This is a genomic window from Klebsiella sp. SYXHC3 (assembly GCF_057196925.1).
The window spans coordinates 285,024-299,943 of the sequence record NZ_JBXUNG010000004.1 but is presented as its reverse complement, the minus strand read 5'-3'; the positions used below and the strand labels follow the sequence as shown (position 1 = coordinate 299,943).

Here is a 14,920-nt window from a genome sequence, read left to right as displayed (position 1 = left end):
AGTGAAAGGATTATCTTTGGTTTTCTCATTTGCCGCTATGATTGGCTAAAAAAGTGGGAAATAGAATGCGTTTGTGGCGGCAAAACGGCCCGGCCCAGGCGGCCGGGCGCGGAGATTATTTCTGCTCTGGCGTTTTTTTCTTCTTCTTAAAGCGTGACCAGATTTTCGTTTCCTGACGGCGCCACAGACGCTGGATATTGTCGTGATGGCGTAGCAGGATCAGGCAGGAGAGCATGGAGACCGGGAAAGTATACTGCGGTTTGAACCACCAGACGTAGAAAGGGGCTACCAACGCGCTGACGATAGCGCCCAGCGAGGAATACCCGCTGAGCAGAATAGTCAGCAGCCAGGTGCCGGCCATTACGCCGGTGAGATCCCAGCCGATGGGCGCGATAGCGCCAAATGCGGTCGCCACGCCTTTACCGCCGCGGAAATTAAAGAACACCGGCCAGATATGGCCTACGCAGGCGGCGATCGCCACCAGCCCGAGCCAGAACGGCGTCAGACCGAGCGCCCAGGCGCCCCAAACCGGCAGCATCCCTTTCAGGACATCAAAAATTAATACCGTTACGGCTGCTCCCTTGCCGCCAATTCGGAGTACGTTCGTCGCCCCGGGGTTGCCGGAACCGCTATCGCGAGGGTCGGGCAAACCAGCAAGACGGCACACCAGAATGGCGCTGGAAATTGAGCCGCAGAGGTAGGCGAGGATAACTAGTCCAGGCGCGATTGCACTCATCAGCTGTTCCATTTTGAAAACGTCGTTAGAACCCCACCCATTTTCGTGTTAACAGCTTGTTGGCTTTCTCTGCGCGATAGGTTACATAGTGATGCTGCTATGTTCCCGTAATCTTGCTGCGTCGCCGCTGTCAGGGCACGTGAATTCTTTAGGGGATGTCTTTGCATCTGTGGATAATACGCATAATTCGCCGGAAGTGGTATCCGGTTTAGCCAAAAAGCAGGCAGGTCGTGATGGATATTGTATTTATAGAGCAACTTTCGGTAATCACCACTATCGGTGTTTACGACTGGGAACAGACCATCGAACAGAAATTAGTGTTCGATATCGAAATGGCGTGGGATAACCGCAAAGCGGCCGCCAGCGACGATGTGAGCGATTGCCTGAGCTATGCTGATATCAGCGAACTGGTTATCAACCACGTTGAGGGCGGGCGTTTTGCGCTGGTCGAACGGGTGGCGGAAGAGATAGCCGATCTACTGCTGCAAAAATTCAATTCTCCGTGGGTGCGGATTAAAGTCAGCAAGCCTGGTGCGGTGGCCCGTGCGGCCAACGTTGGCGTGATCATTGAACGTGGCAGTAATCTGAAACAAAACGTTTCTCGTCATAATGTTTAAACAAATTTGTTTTATACCGGTCTTAGTGCCTGGATTTTAATTTTACTTTTTATTTTAAGGGTTTATTGAATGGGCGATTTACACTCGCTGCTGATAGCGGCAATTTTGGGTGTGGTTGAAGGGTTGACGGAGTTTTTACCGGTTTCCAGTACGGGACATATGATTATCGTTGGCCATCTCCTTGGTTTTGAAGGGGATACCGCTAATACTTTTGAAGTTGTGATTCAATTAGGATCTATTCTCGCCGTCGTCGTGGTGTTCTGGCGTCGACTGTTTGGCCTGATCGGTATTCATTTTGGCCGTCCTCTGCAGCATGAGGGCGTAAGCCAGGGGCGCTTGTCGCTGATTCATATCCTGTTAGGCATGATCCCGGCGGTGGCGCTGGGGCTGGTGTTCCATGACCTGATTAAATCGCTGTTTAACCCAGTTAACGTCATGTACGCGCTGATTGTCGGCGGCTTCCTGCTGATCGCTGCGGAACTGTTCAAACCGAAAGAGCCGCGCGCGGTGGGCATTGATGATATGACCTATCGTCAGGCGTTTGCCATCGGTTGCTTCCAGTGTCTGGCGCTGTGGCCGGGCTTCTCTCGCTCCGGGGCGACCATTTCCGGGGGCATGCTGATGGGCGTTAGCCGCTATGCGGCATCCGAGTTCTCATTCCTGCTGGCGGTGCCGATGATGATGGGCGCTACCGTGCTGGACGTCTACAAGAGCATCGGCTTCCTTAATACCGGGGATATTCCGATGTTCGCCGTCGGTTTTATCATGGCGTTCATCGTGGCGCTGATTGCGATTAAAACCTTCCTGCAGCTGATTAAACGTATTTCGTTTATTCCGTTTGCAATCTACCGCTTTATCGTCGCGGCAGCCGTCTACGTGGTCTTCTTCTAAGGCCCTGGCCCTCAGCCTTGCGGCTGGGGGCAACGTTGTTCTTTCCACTGCCCCACGGCCGCAATTCTGCGCCGCGTCAGCTCTTCGCGAATCTCCGGTCCTTTGAAACCTTCCGCTACCACCTCTTTAGTGGAGACCGACTGCGCCACTTCCCAGGCCTCAAGCAGCAGGCGCCCCTGCGGATAATCGCAGGATTCAAAACCGGTACGCCCGCGCACGTCGGCCTCGCTGGTGAGGGCGATTTGCTGTACACGCTGCGGCTTGCGCCAGGCATCGATGCTATCAAACAACTTCACGATGGTTTTTGGCTGCAGAATCGGCAGGGTGTGGATCAGATCGTGGAATTCGGCGACCAGTCTGGCCAGATCGCGAATATCTTTCGGCACCCGCAGGCGCTGGCAAATCTGTTCCACCAGCTTCACCCCCGCCGGGCCGTGGCCATGGTGGCGCGGCCAGAACTCTTTGGGCGTTAAGCCCTTGCCAAGATCGTGGCACAGGGTGGCGAAACGGACGTCGATGGCCGGCGATAGCATCGCCGCCATGGTGAGCGTCATCAGGGTGTGAACGCCGGTGTCGATTTCCGGATGCCATTTGGCCGGCGCGGGGACACCGTACAGGGCGTCGATTTCCGGGAACAGAACCTTCAGCGCGTGACAGTCGCGCAGGGTCTGGAAAAAGACCTGCGGATTACGCGTGCCAAGCGCGTTTTCCGTCTCTTTCCATACCCGCTCCGCGGTCAAATGCGCCAGTTCGCCGGCGTCCGCCATCGCGCGCATCAGCGCCATGGTTTCATCGGCAATGCGAAAACCGAGATGGGCATAACGTGCGGCAAAACGCGCGACGCGCAGAACGCGTAGCGGATCCTCGCTAAAGGCCGGGGAGACGTGGCGCAGCAGGCGCTGGCGTAAATCGGCCTGGCCGCCATAGGGATCGTAAATCTGACCGTCAGTGTCCTGAGCCAGCGCGTTAATGGTGAGATCGCGGCGCAGTAGATCTTGCTCAAGGGTGACGTCAGCGGCGGCATAACAGGTGAAACCGGTATAGCCGGAACCGGATTTACGTTCGGTACGCGCGAGGGCGTACTCTTCACGGCTTTGCGGGTGAAGAAACACGGGAAAATCGCGGCCTACCTGCTGGTAGCCCGCGTCGAGCAACTGCTGTGGCGTGGCGCCAACCACCACCCAGTCTCTGTCTTTGACCGGTAGTCCTAATAACGCATCTCGTACCGCACCACCGACCAAATAAATCTTCACGCCTGTTTCTCCCGCATCGACTTTTCGCAAGATGATACGTAAGTCTGGCAGAGAAGACGAATTAGTTCATCCACCGGTCTTTACGCTTGCGGCTCGGTACCAGATGCGGCAGCACCAGACCAAGGATCAGACCGACGCCAAGCACGCCGCCGCCGTACATAAACCACTGCATGATAATGGTGCGCTGTTTATCATCAAGCTGCAGATTCGCCGCGTTCACCTTTTTCTGAGCGACAACCAGCTCGTTTTTCAGCTTTTGGTTCTCTTCTTTCAGGGCATTGATCGCGCCATCGCTACCGGCGACTTTTTTCTGCATGTCGGCGGTACGCTGGTTCCAGGTGGCGTCAATATTGTTCAGCTTGTCGGTCAGCGTTTTGACCTGATTTTCCAGATCCGGCACGCGAATGCGCAGGCTGGGCTCGTTGCTCAGCTCTTTCAGCGGGATCCAGGCGGTACGGCCGTTGCTATCGCGTACCTGCGCGTAATTCGTGCTGTCGTTGGTTTGCAGAACGTCGACGGCTTCGCCGGCGTTAATGGTGCCGACCAGACGATAGTTATCGCCAGGACCGCTGCGAACCCAGGTGCTCAGCTCATCGGAAACGTAGCGCTTTTCTTCTGCGTGAACCGCCGTAGCGGCGCTAAGCGCTAGCAATGTAAAGGTAATAAGGCGTAATTTTGGCATCAGGTCATCGTTTGGTCATAAAAAGTTGAACGATAGTAGTGGCATCGCCAGAGCGACGCAAAGTTTTCCGCCACAATCGGAATCATCCAAATGCAGCTGGCAAATGCGCATTGCATGGCGATTCGCCGCAAAATACTATTTACTGACAAAAAATATCGTCATTAGTTCGCCGCATTTTCCCGGCGACGCTTATCAGGTGGAAGAATTCAGCCATGGCTCAAGAAATCGAACTGAAGTTTATCGTTGCCCACGACGGCGTTGAGGCGCTGCGCCAGCATCTCAATTCGCTGGATGCGCAGCACACGCCGGCAGGCCAACTGCTGAATATTTACTACGAAACCGCCGATAACTGGCTGCGTCGGCACGACATGGGGCTGCGGATCCGCGGCGATCGGGAGCGTTATGAAATGACGCTGAAAATTGCCGGTCGGGTGGTGGGCGGCCTGCATCAGCGTCCGGAATACAATATTCCGCTGGAAAAAGCAGAGCTGGCGCTGGATAAACTGCCGGCAGAAGTCTGGCCGCAGGGGCAGTTGCCGGCAGAACTGGCGCAAAATGTGCAGCCGTTGTTTAGCACTGATTTCCTCCGCGAGAAATGGGTGATGAAAGAGGGCAGCAGCCAGATTGAGATAGCTCTTGACCTTGGCGAAGTGAAAGCCGGTGAGCATCAGGAAGCCATTTGCGAACTGGAGCTTGAGCTGTTGAGCGGCGATACCGCCGACATTCTGGCGCTGGCGCGACGTTTACTGGCAACCGGCGTATTGCGCCAGGGCAGCCTGAGTAAAGCGGCGCGCGGCTATCAGCTGGCGCAGGGCAATGAAGCGCGTCCGGTTAAACCGTTAACGGTAGTGGGCGTGGCGGCGAAAGCCAGCGTCGAGCAGGGGCTGGAAGCGGCGCTGGAAAGCGCGCTGGCGCACTGGCTCTATCATGATGAAGTCTGGAACCGGGGCAACGCGGCAGCTAAACGTGAAATCCAGCAGGCGATGGCTCGCGTTCGCCATGCGCTGGTGCTATTTGGCGGCATTGTGCCGCGAAAAGCCACCGTACAGTTGCGTGAATCGCTCACTGAGGCCGAAGCGGCGCTGGACGGCGCGGAGAAAGCCGAAGCGGCGTTGTTCAACCGCGCCACGGTTGGCGCCAAACTGCTGCTGACCGAATGGCTGGTTACCCGCGGTTGGCGTTCGTTCCTCAACGAGGCGGGGCAAAAGAAAATCGCCGGTTCGTTCAAACGCTTTGCCGATATCCAGCTGTCGCGAGCGGCGGCGGAGCTGAAAAGCAACTTCCAGCAAACGCAGGACGACTACAGCGATCGGCTCACGCGTCTGGCGCGCGAGATCGACAGCATTCAATTGCTTTCCAGCGCCTATGCCGGGGTAGCCGAGGCCTGGCTGGAAAACTGGCAAGAGGTGCGCCGCGCTATCGAGAACAATGACCGCAGCGTCATCGAATATTTCCGTCGTCAGGCGCTGGCCGCGGAACCATTCTGGCTGCATAGTGGAAAACGATAATTTCAGGCCAGGGAGACCCCTATAATGGCGCTTTCTTCGCAGTTACAGCAGCACTGGCAGACGGTTGTTAACCGGCTTCCGGCAGATTTTCCCCTGCAAACGTTAAGTTCGCAGGCGCAGTCGGTGATGACGTTCAGCGAGTTCGTTGAACAGAATCTGGTCGCTCAGCCGCAGTGGCTGGCTGAACTGGAAAGCGCGCCGCCGCAGGCCGACGAATGGCGCCATTACGGCGACTGGCTGGCGGAACAGCTACAAGACGTGACTGACGAGGCCGCGCTGATGCGCGAGCTACGCCAGTTCCGCCGCCGGATGATGGTGCGTATCGCCTGGGCGCAGGCGCTGCTGCTGGTGAGCGAAGAGAGCAGTTTGCAGCAGCTCAGCGCCCTGGCGGAGACCTTAATCGTCGCCGCCCGCGACTGGCTGTACGCCGCCTGCTGCCGGGAGTGGGGGACGCCGTGCAATGCGCAGGGCGAAGCGCAGCCGCTAATGATCCTGGGCATGGGGAAACTGGGCGGCGGAGAGCTTAACTTCTCTTCCGATATCGATCTCATTTTTGCCTGGCCGGAACACGGCGCCACCCAGGGCGGACGCCGCGAGCTGGATAACGGCCAGTTCTTTACCCGTCTGGGCCAGCGATTAATCAAAGTACTCGATCAGCCGACGCAGGATGGCTTCGTCTACCGCGTGGATATGCGTCTGCGACCATTTGGCGACAGCGGCCCGCTGGTGTTGAGCTTTGCGGCGCTGGAAGATTATTACCAGGAGCAGGGGCGCGACTGGGAGCGCTACGCGATGGTAAAGGCGCGGATCATGGGCGATAACGACGGCGTGTACGCCAACGAACTGCGCGCCATGCTGCGCCCGTTCGTCTTCCGCCGCTACATTGATTTCAGCGTCATTCAGTCTCTGCGTAACATGAAAGGGATGATTGCCCGTGAAGTGCGCCGCCGCGGCCTGACAGACAACATCAAGCTCGGCGCGGGCGGCATCCGCGAAATCGAATTTATCGTTCAGGTTTTCCAGCTGATCCGCGGCGGTCGCGAACCGGCCTTGCAGCAGCGCGCGCTGTTGCCGACGCTCACGGCGATTGACGAGCTGCATTTGTTGCCGGAAGGCGATGCCGCCCAGCTGCGCGAAGCCTATCTGTTCCTGCGCCGTCTCGAAAACCTGCTGCAGAGCATTAACGACGAGCAAACCCAAACCCTGCCGCAGGATGAGCTCAACCGCGCGCGTCTGGCGTGGGGGATGCGCGTCGCCGACTGGCAGACGCTAAGCGCACAGCTGGAAGAGCAGATGCGCCGCGTGCGTCGCGTCTTTAACGAACTGATTGGCGACGATGAAGCGCAATCGCCGGATGAACAGCTGGAAGAGTACTGGCGCGAATTGTGGCAGGACGCGCTGGAAGAAGACGACACTACGCCGGCGCTGGCGCACCTTGATGACAACGATCGGCGCAGCGTGCTGGCGCTGATCGCTGATTTTCGCAAAGAGCTCGACCGGCGCACCATTGGCCCGCGCGGGCGGCAGGTACTCGACCAGCTGATGCCGCATCTGCTCAGCGAGGTCTGCTCACGGGCGGATGCGCCGCTGCCGCTGGCGCGAATCACCCCGTTGCTGACCGGAATCGTCACCCGTACCACCTATCTGGAGCTGCTCAGCGAATTCCCCGGCGCGTTAAAACACCTGATTAGCCTGTGCGCCGCTTCGCCGATGGTTGCCAGCCAGCTGGCGCGCCACCCGCTGCTGCTGGACGAACTGCTGGATCCGCACACGCTTTATCAACCGACGGCGACCGATGCGTACCGCGATGAACTGCGCCAGTATTTGCTGCGCGTGCCGGAAGAAGATGAAGAACAGCAGCTGGAAGCGCTGCGTCAGTTTAAACAGGCGCAATTGCTGCATATTGCCGCCGCCGATATTGCCGGCACGCTACCGGTGATGAAAGTGAGCGATCACTTAACCTGGCTGGCGGAGGCGATGATCGACGCGGTGGTGCAGCAGGCGTGGCTTCAGATGATCGCCCGCTACGGTCAGCCGACTCATCTTCGCGACCGCCAGGGGCGCGGTTTTGCGGTAGTGGGTTACGGTAAACTTGGCGGTTGGGAACTGGGTTATAGTTCCGATCTCGATCTGGTCTTCCTCCACGACTGTCCGATGGAGGTGATGACCGACGGCGAGCGGGAAATCGATGGTCGCCAGTTCTATCTGCGCCTTGCCCAGCGAATCATGCATCTTTTCAGCACCCGCACCTCGTCGGGCATCCTGTATGAAGTGGACGCTCGCTTACGTCCATCCGGCGCGGCGGGCATGCTGGTGACCACCGCCGATGCCTTCGCCGATTATCAGCGCAATGAAGCCTGGACCTGGGAGCATCAGGCGCTGGTTCGCGCCCGGGTGGTGTATGGCGACCCGGCGCTGCAGGCGCGCTTTGATGCGATCCGCCGCGATATCCTGACCACGCCGCGTGAAGGCGCAACGCTGCAGACCGAAGTACGTGAGATGCGGGAAAAGATGCGCGCTCATCTCGGCAATAAGCAGCGCGATCGCTTTGATATCAAAGCCGATGCCGGCGGGATCACCGATATTGAATTTATTACCCAATATCTGGTGCTGCGCTACGCGCATGAAAAGCCAAAGCTGACGCGCTGGTCCGATAATGTGCGTATTCTGGAACTGCTGGCGCAGAACGACATCATGGATGAGGACGAGGCGCGGGCGCTTACCCATGCCTACACTACGCTACGCGATGCGTTGCACCATCTGGCGCTGCAGGAGCTGCCGGGCAACGTTGCGCCGGATGCTTTCGACGGTGAACGTCAGCAGGTGAGCGCTAGCTGGCGGAAGTGGTTGATGGCTTAACTAACAAATCGGGTGTGCTATTATCGCGCGCAAAGTTTGCATCTCGCAGGAGAGAGTAATGAAAGTAACGCTGCCAGAGTTTGAACGTGCAGGAGTGTTGGTGGTAGGCGATGTGATGCTGGACCGCTACTGGTACGGCCCCACCAGCCGTATTTCCCCGGAAGCCCCGGTGCCGGTGGTGAAGGTGGAAAATATCGAAGAACGTCCTGGCGGCGCGGCTAACGTGGCGATGAACATTGCGTCGCTCGGCGCGACTTCTCGTCTGGTCGGCCTGACCGGTATCGACGATGCCGCGCGCGCGCTTAGCAAAGCGCTGGCTGACGTAAAAGTGAAGTGTGATTTCGTGTCGGTACCGACGCATCCGACCATCACCAAGTTGCGCGTGCTGTCGCGCAACCAGCAGCTGATCCGCCTCGATTTTGAAGAGGGTTTCTCCGGGGTTGATCCACAGCCGATGCATGAACGTATTCAGCAGGCGCTGGGTTCGATCGGCGCGCTGGTGCTGTCAGACTACGCGAAAGGCGCGCTGGCCAGCGTGCAGACCATGATTAAGCTGGCGCGGGATGCCGGCGTTCCGGTGCTGATTGATCCGAAAGGCACTGAATTTGAACGCTACCGCGGGGCAACGCTGCTGACGCCGAACCTGTCTGAATTCGAAGCGGTCGCCGGAAAGTGTAAAGATGAAGCGGAAATCGTCGAACGCGGGATGAAAATCATCGCCGACTTCGAGCTTTCCGCACTGCTGGTAACGCGCTCCGAGCAGGGTATGACGCTGCTGCAGCCGGGTCGTCCGCCGCTGCATATGCCGACCCAGGCGCAGGAAGTGTATGACGTCACCGGGGCAGGCGACACGGTTATCGGTGTGCTGGCGGCGACGCTGGCGGCGGGTAACACCCTGGAAGAGGCCTGCTATTTCGCTAACGCCGCGGCCGGTGTGGTGGTCGGCAAGCTGGGGACTTCCACCGTTTCGCCAATCGAGCTGGAAAACGCGGTGCGCGGGCGTGCCGATACCGGTTTTGGCGTGATGAGCGAAGAAGAGCTGAAACAGGCGGTCGCCGCGGCGCGTAAGCGTGGCGAAAAAGTGGTGATGACCAATGGCGTCTTCGACATTCTGCACGCGGGTCACGTTTCGTATCTGGCCAATGCGCGCAAGCTGGGCGATCGTCTGATCGTCGCCGTCAACAGCGATGCCTCAACCAAACGTCTGAAAGGCGAAACCCGCCCGGTGAATCCGCTTGAACAGCGGATGATCGTGCTGGGAGCGCTGGAAGCCGTCGATTGGGTCGTGTCGTTTGAAGAAGATACGCCGCAGCGGCTGATTGCCGGGATCCTGCCGGATCTGTTGGTGAAAGGCGGTGATTACAAGCCGGAGCAGATCGCCGGCAGCGAAGAGGTATGGGCCAACGGCGGCGAAGTGCTGGTGCTCAACTTTGAAGATGGCTGCTCGACTACCAATATTATCAAGAAGATTCAGAAAGATAGCGACAAGTAATTAATACGCTTTACCGCTCTGAACGGAGCGGTCTACAACGGCCTGCGGGGATACCTTCGCGGGCCGTTTTTATTTAATCATGCGGAAAATGATTTAGCGCAATAAATAACCCGGTTAAGCGCATTTTTCGTACAAAATACGTTAAGGTAAGCGTAAATACTGAAGTGAGTAAAAGGCATATGACCAATCAGAACGCCAACGGCTGAAGGAGTATGCGGATGAACCATAACGATATGTATTCTATGAAGAACTTCGATTTTCTGGCACGTAGTTTCGCCAGGATGCACGCGCAAGGCCATTCGGTTGATCTTCAGGCTATTGTCGGCAATATGGATGAGGAACATCGTGAATGGTTTTGCCAACGCTATGAGCTTTATTGTCGTCAGGTGAATAGCCCGGCCGAGTTAGAGCACTAAGCCAAATGAAAACGGGCCATTCAGGCCCGTCAGACTACTGACAAAGAAGGAAAAAGCGTGGTTTTTCCTTCTTTGTGGTTATCAGCCGAAAATCAATAAATTGATTTTCCATATTTTTTATCGGTGCAATCTGTAAGTGCAAAGATTGCATGAGGTTTATCATCAATCTCAAACGGGCCATTCAGGCCCGTTTTTTTATTGCTGTTCTTCGCTCTTCGGCGCAGCTGAACGGCTTTCCAGATCGCTAATGCGCTGCTCCAGTAAAGCCAGCTTTTCGCGGGTGCGCAGCAGAACCTGAGTTTGCACATCGAACTCTTCGCGGCTGACCAAATCCAGACGAGTTAACTGCGATTGCAGTACCTGGCGGATTTTCTTTTCTACGTCATCTCCAAGATCGCGAAGGCCTTTCGGCATCGATTCATGGACCTGGCGGGCGATTTGTTCAATTTTTTTCGGGTCAATCATGGCGGATTCCTGCACTGGTCTAGTTAGCGTTCATTGTAGTGCGAACGGGAGCGCCTATAAACCACAAATGTAAGATGTCGAGTGAGTAGCCATTGATGAAGATAGTTAATGGCGTTATAGTTATCTCGCTTATTCTCAGGGCGGGGCGAAATTCCCCACCGGCGGTAAATCAACCTGCGCGTTGAAAGCCCGCGAGCGCTTCCAGTGAAAACGGGAAGGTCAGCAGATCCGGTGTAATTCCGGGGCCGACGGTTAAAGTCCGGATGGGAGAGAGTAACGGCTCAGTCGGGTTACGATCCGCTTGCGTTGACTTTTGCCGCTAAACCGGCACTCCTAAGACTGCCCTGATTCTGGTAACCATAATTTTAATGAGGTTTTTTTACCATGAATCAGACGCTCCTTTCTTCTTTTGGTACCGCTTTTGAACGTGTGGAACACGCTTTAGACGCACTGCGCGAAGGCCGCGGTGTGATGGTGCTTGATGATGAAGACCGTGAAAACGAAGGCGATATGATTTTCGCCGCCGAAACCATGACCGTTGAGCAAATGGCGCTGACCATTCGTCACGGCAGCGGCATTGTCTGCCTGTGCCTGACCGAAGATCGCCGCAAGCAGCTTGACCTGCCGATGATGGTGGAGAACAACACCAGCGCCTACGGCACCGGCTTTACCGTGACCATCGAAGCGGCAGAAGGCGTAACCACCGGCGTATCCGCCGCTGACCGCATCACGACCGTGCGCGCCGCCATTGCCGATGGCGCGAAACCTTCCGATCTCAACCGTCCGGGCCACGTCTTCCCGCTGCGTGCGCAGCCAGGCGGCGTAATGACCCGCGGCGGCCACACTGAAGCGACCATCGACCTGGTGACCCTTGCGGGCTTTAAACCGGCAGGCGTTCTCTGTGAACTGACTAACGACGATGGCACCATGGCGCGCGCGCCGGAGTGCATCAAGTTCGCTCAGCAGCACAACATGGCCGTTGTCACCATTGAAGACCTGGTGGCTTACCGCCGCGAGCACGATCGCAAAGCCAGCTAAGTTACCGCTGTTCTGATGACAAGCCCACTTTACGGTGGGCTTTGTTGTTTCTGGGTCGAGCTAATATGCTTTCTCTGCGGGTACATGGGAGAGATTTTTCACCTTCAAATTTTCTGATGATGATCATCACGCTTATCTGAGTTTATCTGCGGCTAAAAGCGCGTAATGTGAAGGAATCAAATACTCCCTACTGAAGGATACCATCATGTCCCGTACCCGTATGCCAGCGTTGTTTTTAGGCCATGGTAGCCCGATGAACGTGCTGGAAGATAATATCTATACCCGCGCCTGGCGTCATCTCGGCGAAACGCTGCCGCGGCCGAAAGCTATCGTGGTTATTTCCGCGCACTGGTTTACTCGCGGGACGGGCGTGACGGCGATGGAAGCGCCGAAAACCATTCATGATTTTGGCGGTTTCCCGCAGGCCTTATACGATACGCACTACCCTGCGCCGGGATCGCCGGAGCTGGCGCAGCATCTGGTTGAACTGCTGGCGCCGGTGCCCGTCGCCCTCGATAAAGAGGCGTGGGGGTTTGACCACGGTTCGTGGGGAGTGCTGATAAAAATGTACCCTGATGCCGATATTCCCATGGTTCAGTTAAGTATCGATAGCACTAAGCCCGCGGCATGGCATCTGGAGATGGGGCGTAAGCTGGCGTCGCTGCGTGATGAAGGCATTATGCTGGTGGCGAGCGGCAACGTGGTGCATAACCTGCGTACCGCGCGCTGGCATGGCGAAAGCACGCCGTATCCGTGGGCCCAGTCGTTTAACGACTATGTCAAAGCGAATCTGAACTGGAAAGGGCCGGTCGAAGCGCATCCGCTGGTGAATTATTTAAGCCATGAAGGTGGTTCGCTCTCTAACCCAACGGCTGAGCACTTCCTGCCGCTGCTCTATATTCTGGGGGCGTGGGATGGTGAAGAGCCGATAACGATCCCGGTCGAAGGGATGGAAATGGGGTCGCTGAGCATGCTATCGGTGGTGGTAGGCGAGGCGTAACATCACACATGAAAAAACCCCGGCCACTCAGGTTGCCGGGGTTTGCCGTTATTCGACGAAAATGTGCGGATAGAAACGCGAAAGATCCTGGGTGATCAGCGCCCGATCTTCACGGATGCCGATCCCGGCAGGCTGGTCGTTAATAAGCCAGCTGCCAATCAGCGTATAGCTATCGCCAAATTTCGGCAGCGGATAAAACTCCTGCACGATGGTGCCTTCTTCCCCGTAGGGACCTTCCACCGCCTCCACCACTTTGCCATTTTCAACGATCGACACGTTGGCGCCTTCGCGGGAGAAGATCGGCTTAATGACGTACTTCTCAAGCTGCGGATGGTTATCTTCGCTGAAGTAAGCCGCCAACAGGTTAGGGTGGTTGGGGAACATTTCCCACAGCATCGGCAGCAGCGCCTTGTTGGAGATAATGCTCTTCCACGCCGGCTCCAGCCAGCGTACGCCGGCGTCTTCCAGCTTGGTGGAGAACATCTCGCGCAGCATAAATTCCCACGGATAGAGCTTAAAGAGATTGCCGATGACCTGATCCTGTAAATCAGTAAACTGACCTTTCTCGCCAAGACCGATATCTTCGATATACAGGAACTCGGTGGCGATGCCCGCTTCTGCCGCACAGTCCTGCAGATACTGCACGGTGCCGCGGTCTTCAACGGTATCGCGGCAGCAGGCCATATGCAGCAGCTGGAAGCCAAACTGTTCACGCAGCTCGCCGAAGCGTTCAATCAGCTTTTCCTGCAGGCTGTTGAACTGATCGCTGTCGGCAGGCAGATTACCGGCGTTAAGCTGATCTTCCAGCCAGATCCATTGAAAGAACGCTGCTTCATATAGCGAGGTTGGCGTATCCGCGTTGTTTTCCAGCAGCTTCGGTTCGCCCACGCCATCCCAGGCCAGATCCAGACGCGAGTACAGCGACGGCTGGTTGGTTTTCCACGACTGACGCACAAAGCCCCAGGTGTGCTTAGGGATGCGGAATTTGGTCATCAGCTCGTCGCTGGCGATCACTTTCTCAACGACCTGTAGACACATTTGATGCAGCTCGGCGGTGACCGCTTCGAGCTTTTCAACCTGCGCCAGCGTCAGCTTGTAGTAGGCCTCTTCGCTCCAGTACGGCTCGCCGTACATGGTGTGAAAGTTGAAGCCATACTCGGTCGCTTTCTCGCGCCAGTCCGGGCGCTCGGTAATGCTGATTCTTTCCATGCCGCTTAACCGCCCATCGAGCGTGAAGAGGAGCTGGAGCCCGCGGCGCTACGCTGCATCGTCGATTGCTTAGCGACGGATTCGCCGAAACCGCCGCGGGTGACGGTCGTGGTGGTGGCCGGTTTCGGCGCCATCGCGGTTTTCGGCACGTTCATGGTACGGCCCGGTTGCGCCGCGCCATAGCTCTTACCGCTGGCATCGGTGTACTGGCCGTAGGCCGGGCTGGCCGGGTTCTTCGAGCTAAACAGCGGCTGCTGCGCGGCCATGCCGCCGCCCATCAGGCGACCCATCATGTAGCCGGCCATCAGTGGCATCCAGAAGCTGCCGCTGCTTTGCGCCTGCGCCTGGTTTTCCGGGGCGACGCCCGCCTGAGCCGGCGCCTGCTGGCATTGGCCTTCGCCGAACTCGGCGACGCAGTCTTCACGGCTGGCGTATTTCGGCGCGGTGCGCGCGGCTTCTTTCACCGCGTTATTGTAGGCGGTGGTGCACTCTGCGGCTTTGCTTGGGTTAGCCGCGGAGCAGTCATCGGCGTTCTGATACAGAGAAACCGTCTCGTCAGTTTTTTCACAACCGGCGAGCATAAAGACGGCGGTGACGGCAAGGGCGACCGGCGTCAGGTGGCGAGCGCTCCAGCTTTTGCGGAACGACGCATGATTAATATTTTTTGTCCGTTTCATATTTGTCTTCCAGGACCCAGTGGTAGTGCGTTTGTCAACGCTCAGGATAGAGTATGAGTGGTGGAAAATGAAGCGAA

At 57.0% G+C, this 14,920-nt stretch carries 15 protein-coding genes and 1 riboswitch; of the genes, 8 read left to right on the top strand and 7 right to left on the bottom strand.

What is annotated here, in order from left to right; genetic code table 11:
• Positions 1 to 115: 115 nt before the first annotated feature.
• Positions 116 to 736, bottom strand: a complete 621-nt coding sequence (plsY, locus tag AC2CGP_RS13320; protein WP_015703522.1) for a glycerol-3-phosphate 1-O-acyltransferase PlsY — start codon at positions 734 to 736, stop codon at positions 116 to 118.
• Between the two features lie 233 nt (positions 737 to 969).
• On the opposite strand from plsY, the gene folB reads away from it, so the two are divergent.
• Positions 970 to 1,353, top strand: coding sequence for a bifunctional dihydroneopterin aldolase/7,8-dihydroneopterin epimerase (gene folB, locus AC2CGP_RS13315; protein WP_020077905.1), 384 nt, complete (start codon positions 970 to 972; stop codon positions 1,351 to 1,353).
• Between the two features lie 69 nt (positions 1,354 to 1,422).
• Positions 1,423 to 2,244, top strand: coding sequence for an undecaprenyl-diphosphate phosphatase (gene bacA, locus AC2CGP_RS13310; RefSeq protein WP_020077906.1), 822 nt, complete (start codon positions 1,423 to 1,425; stop codon positions 2,242 to 2,244).
• Between the two features lie 11 nt (positions 2,245 to 2,255).
• Here the strand turns inward: bacA and AC2CGP_RS13305 are convergent, their stop codons facing one another.
• The gene (locus AC2CGP_RS13305) at positions 2,256 to 3,497 is read right to left on the bottom strand and encodes a multifunctional CCA addition/repair protein (RefSeq protein ID WP_046883113.1); all 1,242 of its coding nucleotides are present in this window, start codon (positions 3,495 to 3,497) and stop codon (positions 2,256 to 2,258) included.
• A 61-nt stretch (positions 3,498 to 3,558) separates the two neighbouring features.
• Complete coding sequence (locus AC2CGP_RS13300) at positions 3,559 to 4,179, bottom strand: TIGR04211 family SH3 domain-containing protein (RefSeq protein WP_015369636.1); 621 nt, start codon at positions 4,177 to 4,179, stop codon at positions 3,559 to 3,561.
• 212 nt (positions 4,180 to 4,391) lie between these two features.
• Between AC2CGP_RS13300 and AC2CGP_RS13295 the strand changes: the two genes are divergently transcribed.
• From AC2CGP_RS13295 to hldE, 3 genes are read left to right on the top strand one after another with little or no spacing between them, the layout of a single operon-like run.
• Complete coding sequence (locus AC2CGP_RS13295) at positions 4,392 to 5,687, top strand: CYTH domain-containing protein (protein WP_015369637.1); 1,296 nt, start codon at positions 4,392 to 4,394, stop codon at positions 5,685 to 5,687.
• A 21-nt stretch (positions 5,688 to 5,708) separates the two neighbouring features.
• Positions 5,709 to 8,546: a bifunctional [glutamate--ammonia ligase]-adenylyl-L-tyrosine phosphorylase/[glutamate--ammonia-ligase] adenylyltransferase gene (gene glnE / locus AC2CGP_RS13290; protein ID WP_411303196.1), complete on the top strand. Its 2,838-nt coding sequence runs from the start codon at positions 5,709 to 5,711 to the stop codon at positions 8,544 to 8,546.
• Between the two features lie 58 nt (positions 8,547 to 8,604).
• Complete coding sequence (gene hldE / locus AC2CGP_RS13285; RefSeq protein ID WP_015369639.1) at positions 8,605 to 10,038, top strand: bifunctional D-glycero-beta-D-manno-heptose-7-phosphate kinase/D-glycero-beta-D-manno-heptose 1-phosphate adenylyltransferase HldE; 1,434 nt, start codon at positions 8,605 to 8,607, stop codon at positions 10,036 to 10,038.
• A gap of 77 nt (positions 10,039 to 10,115) precedes the next feature.
• Here the strand turns inward: hldE and AC2CGP_RS13280 are convergent, their stop codons facing one another.
• Positions 10,116 to 10,265, bottom strand: coding sequence for a hypothetical protein (locus tag AC2CGP_RS13280; protein ID WP_015369640.1), 150 nt, complete (start codon positions 10,263 to 10,265; stop codon positions 10,116 to 10,118).
• On the opposite strand from AC2CGP_RS13280, the gene glgS reads away from it, so the two are divergent.
• The gene (glgS, locus tag AC2CGP_RS13275) at positions 10,257 to 10,454 is read left to right on the top strand and encodes a cell surface composition regulator GlgS (protein WP_015369641.1); all 198 of its coding nucleotides are present in this window, start codon (positions 10,257 to 10,259) and stop codon (positions 10,452 to 10,454) included. The two genes, AC2CGP_RS13280 and glgS, sit on opposite strands and share 9 nt — an antisense overlap.
• A gap of 195 nt (positions 10,455 to 10,649) precedes the next feature.
• On the opposite strand, the gene ubiK is transcribed toward glgS, so the two are convergent.
• A complete protein-coding gene (ubiK, locus tag AC2CGP_RS13270; protein ID WP_015369643.1) occupies positions 10,650 to 10,919 on the bottom strand; it encodes a ubiquinone biosynthesis accessory factor UbiK in 270 nt (89 codons plus the stop codon).
• 127 nt (positions 10,920 to 11,046) lie between these two features.
• Positions 11,047 to 11,198: riboswitch (FMN riboswitch) on the top strand.
• Between the two features lie 105 nt (positions 11,199 to 11,303).
• On the opposite strand from ubiK, the gene ribB reads away from it, so the two are divergent.
• Complete coding sequence (gene ribB / locus AC2CGP_RS13265; RefSeq protein ID WP_015703517.1) at positions 11,304 to 11,957, top strand: 3,4-dihydroxy-2-butanone-4-phosphate synthase; 654 nt, start codon at positions 11,304 to 11,306, stop codon at positions 11,955 to 11,957.
• 205 nt (positions 11,958 to 12,162) lie between these two features.
• Entirely contained in the window at positions 12,163 to 12,957 is a 795-nt protein-coding gene (gene ygiD / locus AC2CGP_RS13260; RefSeq protein WP_015369645.1) for a 4,5-DOPA-extradiol-dioxygenase, read from the top strand.
• Between the two features lie 48 nt (positions 12,958 to 13,005).
• Here ygiD and AC2CGP_RS13255 read toward each other — a convergent pair whose 3' ends face one another.
• Both AC2CGP_RS13255 and AC2CGP_RS13250 read right to left on the bottom strand, forming a co-directional pair.
• Positions 13,006 to 14,166, bottom strand: coding sequence for a glutathionylspermidine synthase family protein (locus AC2CGP_RS13255; RefSeq protein WP_015369646.1), 1,161 nt, complete (start codon positions 14,164 to 14,166; stop codon positions 13,006 to 13,008).
• A 5-nt stretch (positions 14,167 to 14,171) separates the two neighbouring features.
• Positions 14,172 to 14,843: a DUF1190 family protein gene (locus tag AC2CGP_RS13250; RefSeq protein WP_015369647.1), complete on the bottom strand. Its 672-nt coding sequence runs from the start codon at positions 14,841 to 14,843 to the stop codon at positions 14,172 to 14,174.
• Positions 14,844 to 14,920 lie beyond the last annotated feature (77 nt).

Coding starts and splice junctions, on each gene's coding strand:
- AC2CGP_RS13295 (WP_015369637.1), top strand. CDS start 4,392: ATGGCTCAAGAAATCGAACTGAAGTTTATCGTTGCCCACGACGGCGTT.
- plsY (WP_015703522.1), bottom strand. CDS start 736: ATGAGTGCAATCGCGCCTGGACTAGTTATCCTCGCCTACCTCTGCGGC.
- AC2CGP_RS13300 (WP_015369636.1), bottom strand. CDS start 4,179: ATGCCAAAATTACGCCTTATTACCTTTACATTGCTAGCGCTTAGCGCC.
- bacA (WP_020077906.1), top strand. CDS start 1,423: ATGGGCGATTTACACTCGCTGCTGATAGCGGCAATTTTGGGTGTGGTT.
- ubiK (WP_015369643.1), bottom strand. CDS start 10,919: ATGATTGACCCGAAAAAAATTGAACAAATCGCCCGCCAGGTCCATGAA.
- glgS (WP_015369641.1), top strand. CDS start 10,257: ATGAACCATAACGATATGTATTCTATGAAGAACTTCGATTTTCTGGCA.
- AC2CGP_RS13255 (WP_015369646.1), bottom strand. CDS start 14,166: ATGGAAAGAATCAGCATTACCGAGCGCCCGGACTGGCGCGAGAAAGCG.
- ygiD (WP_015369645.1), top strand. CDS start 12,163: ATGTCCCGTACCCGTATGCCAGCGTTGTTTTTAGGCCATGGTAGCCCG.
- folB (WP_020077905.1), top strand. CDS start 970: ATGGATATTGTATTTATAGAGCAACTTTCGGTAATCACCACTATCGGT.
- hldE (WP_015369639.1), top strand. CDS start 8,605: ATGAAAGTAACGCTGCCAGAGTTTGAACGTGCAGGAGTGTTGGTGGTA.
- ribB (WP_015703517.1), top strand. CDS start 11,304: ATGAATCAGACGCTCCTTTCTTCTTTTGGTACCGCTTTTGAACGTGTG.
- AC2CGP_RS13250 (WP_015369647.1), bottom strand. CDS start 14,843: ATGAAACGGACAAAAAATATTAATCATGCGTCGTTCCGCAAAAGCTGG.
- AC2CGP_RS13280 (WP_015369640.1), bottom strand. CDS start 10,265: ATGGTTCATCCGCATACTCCTTCAGCCGTTGGCGTTCTGATTGGTCAT.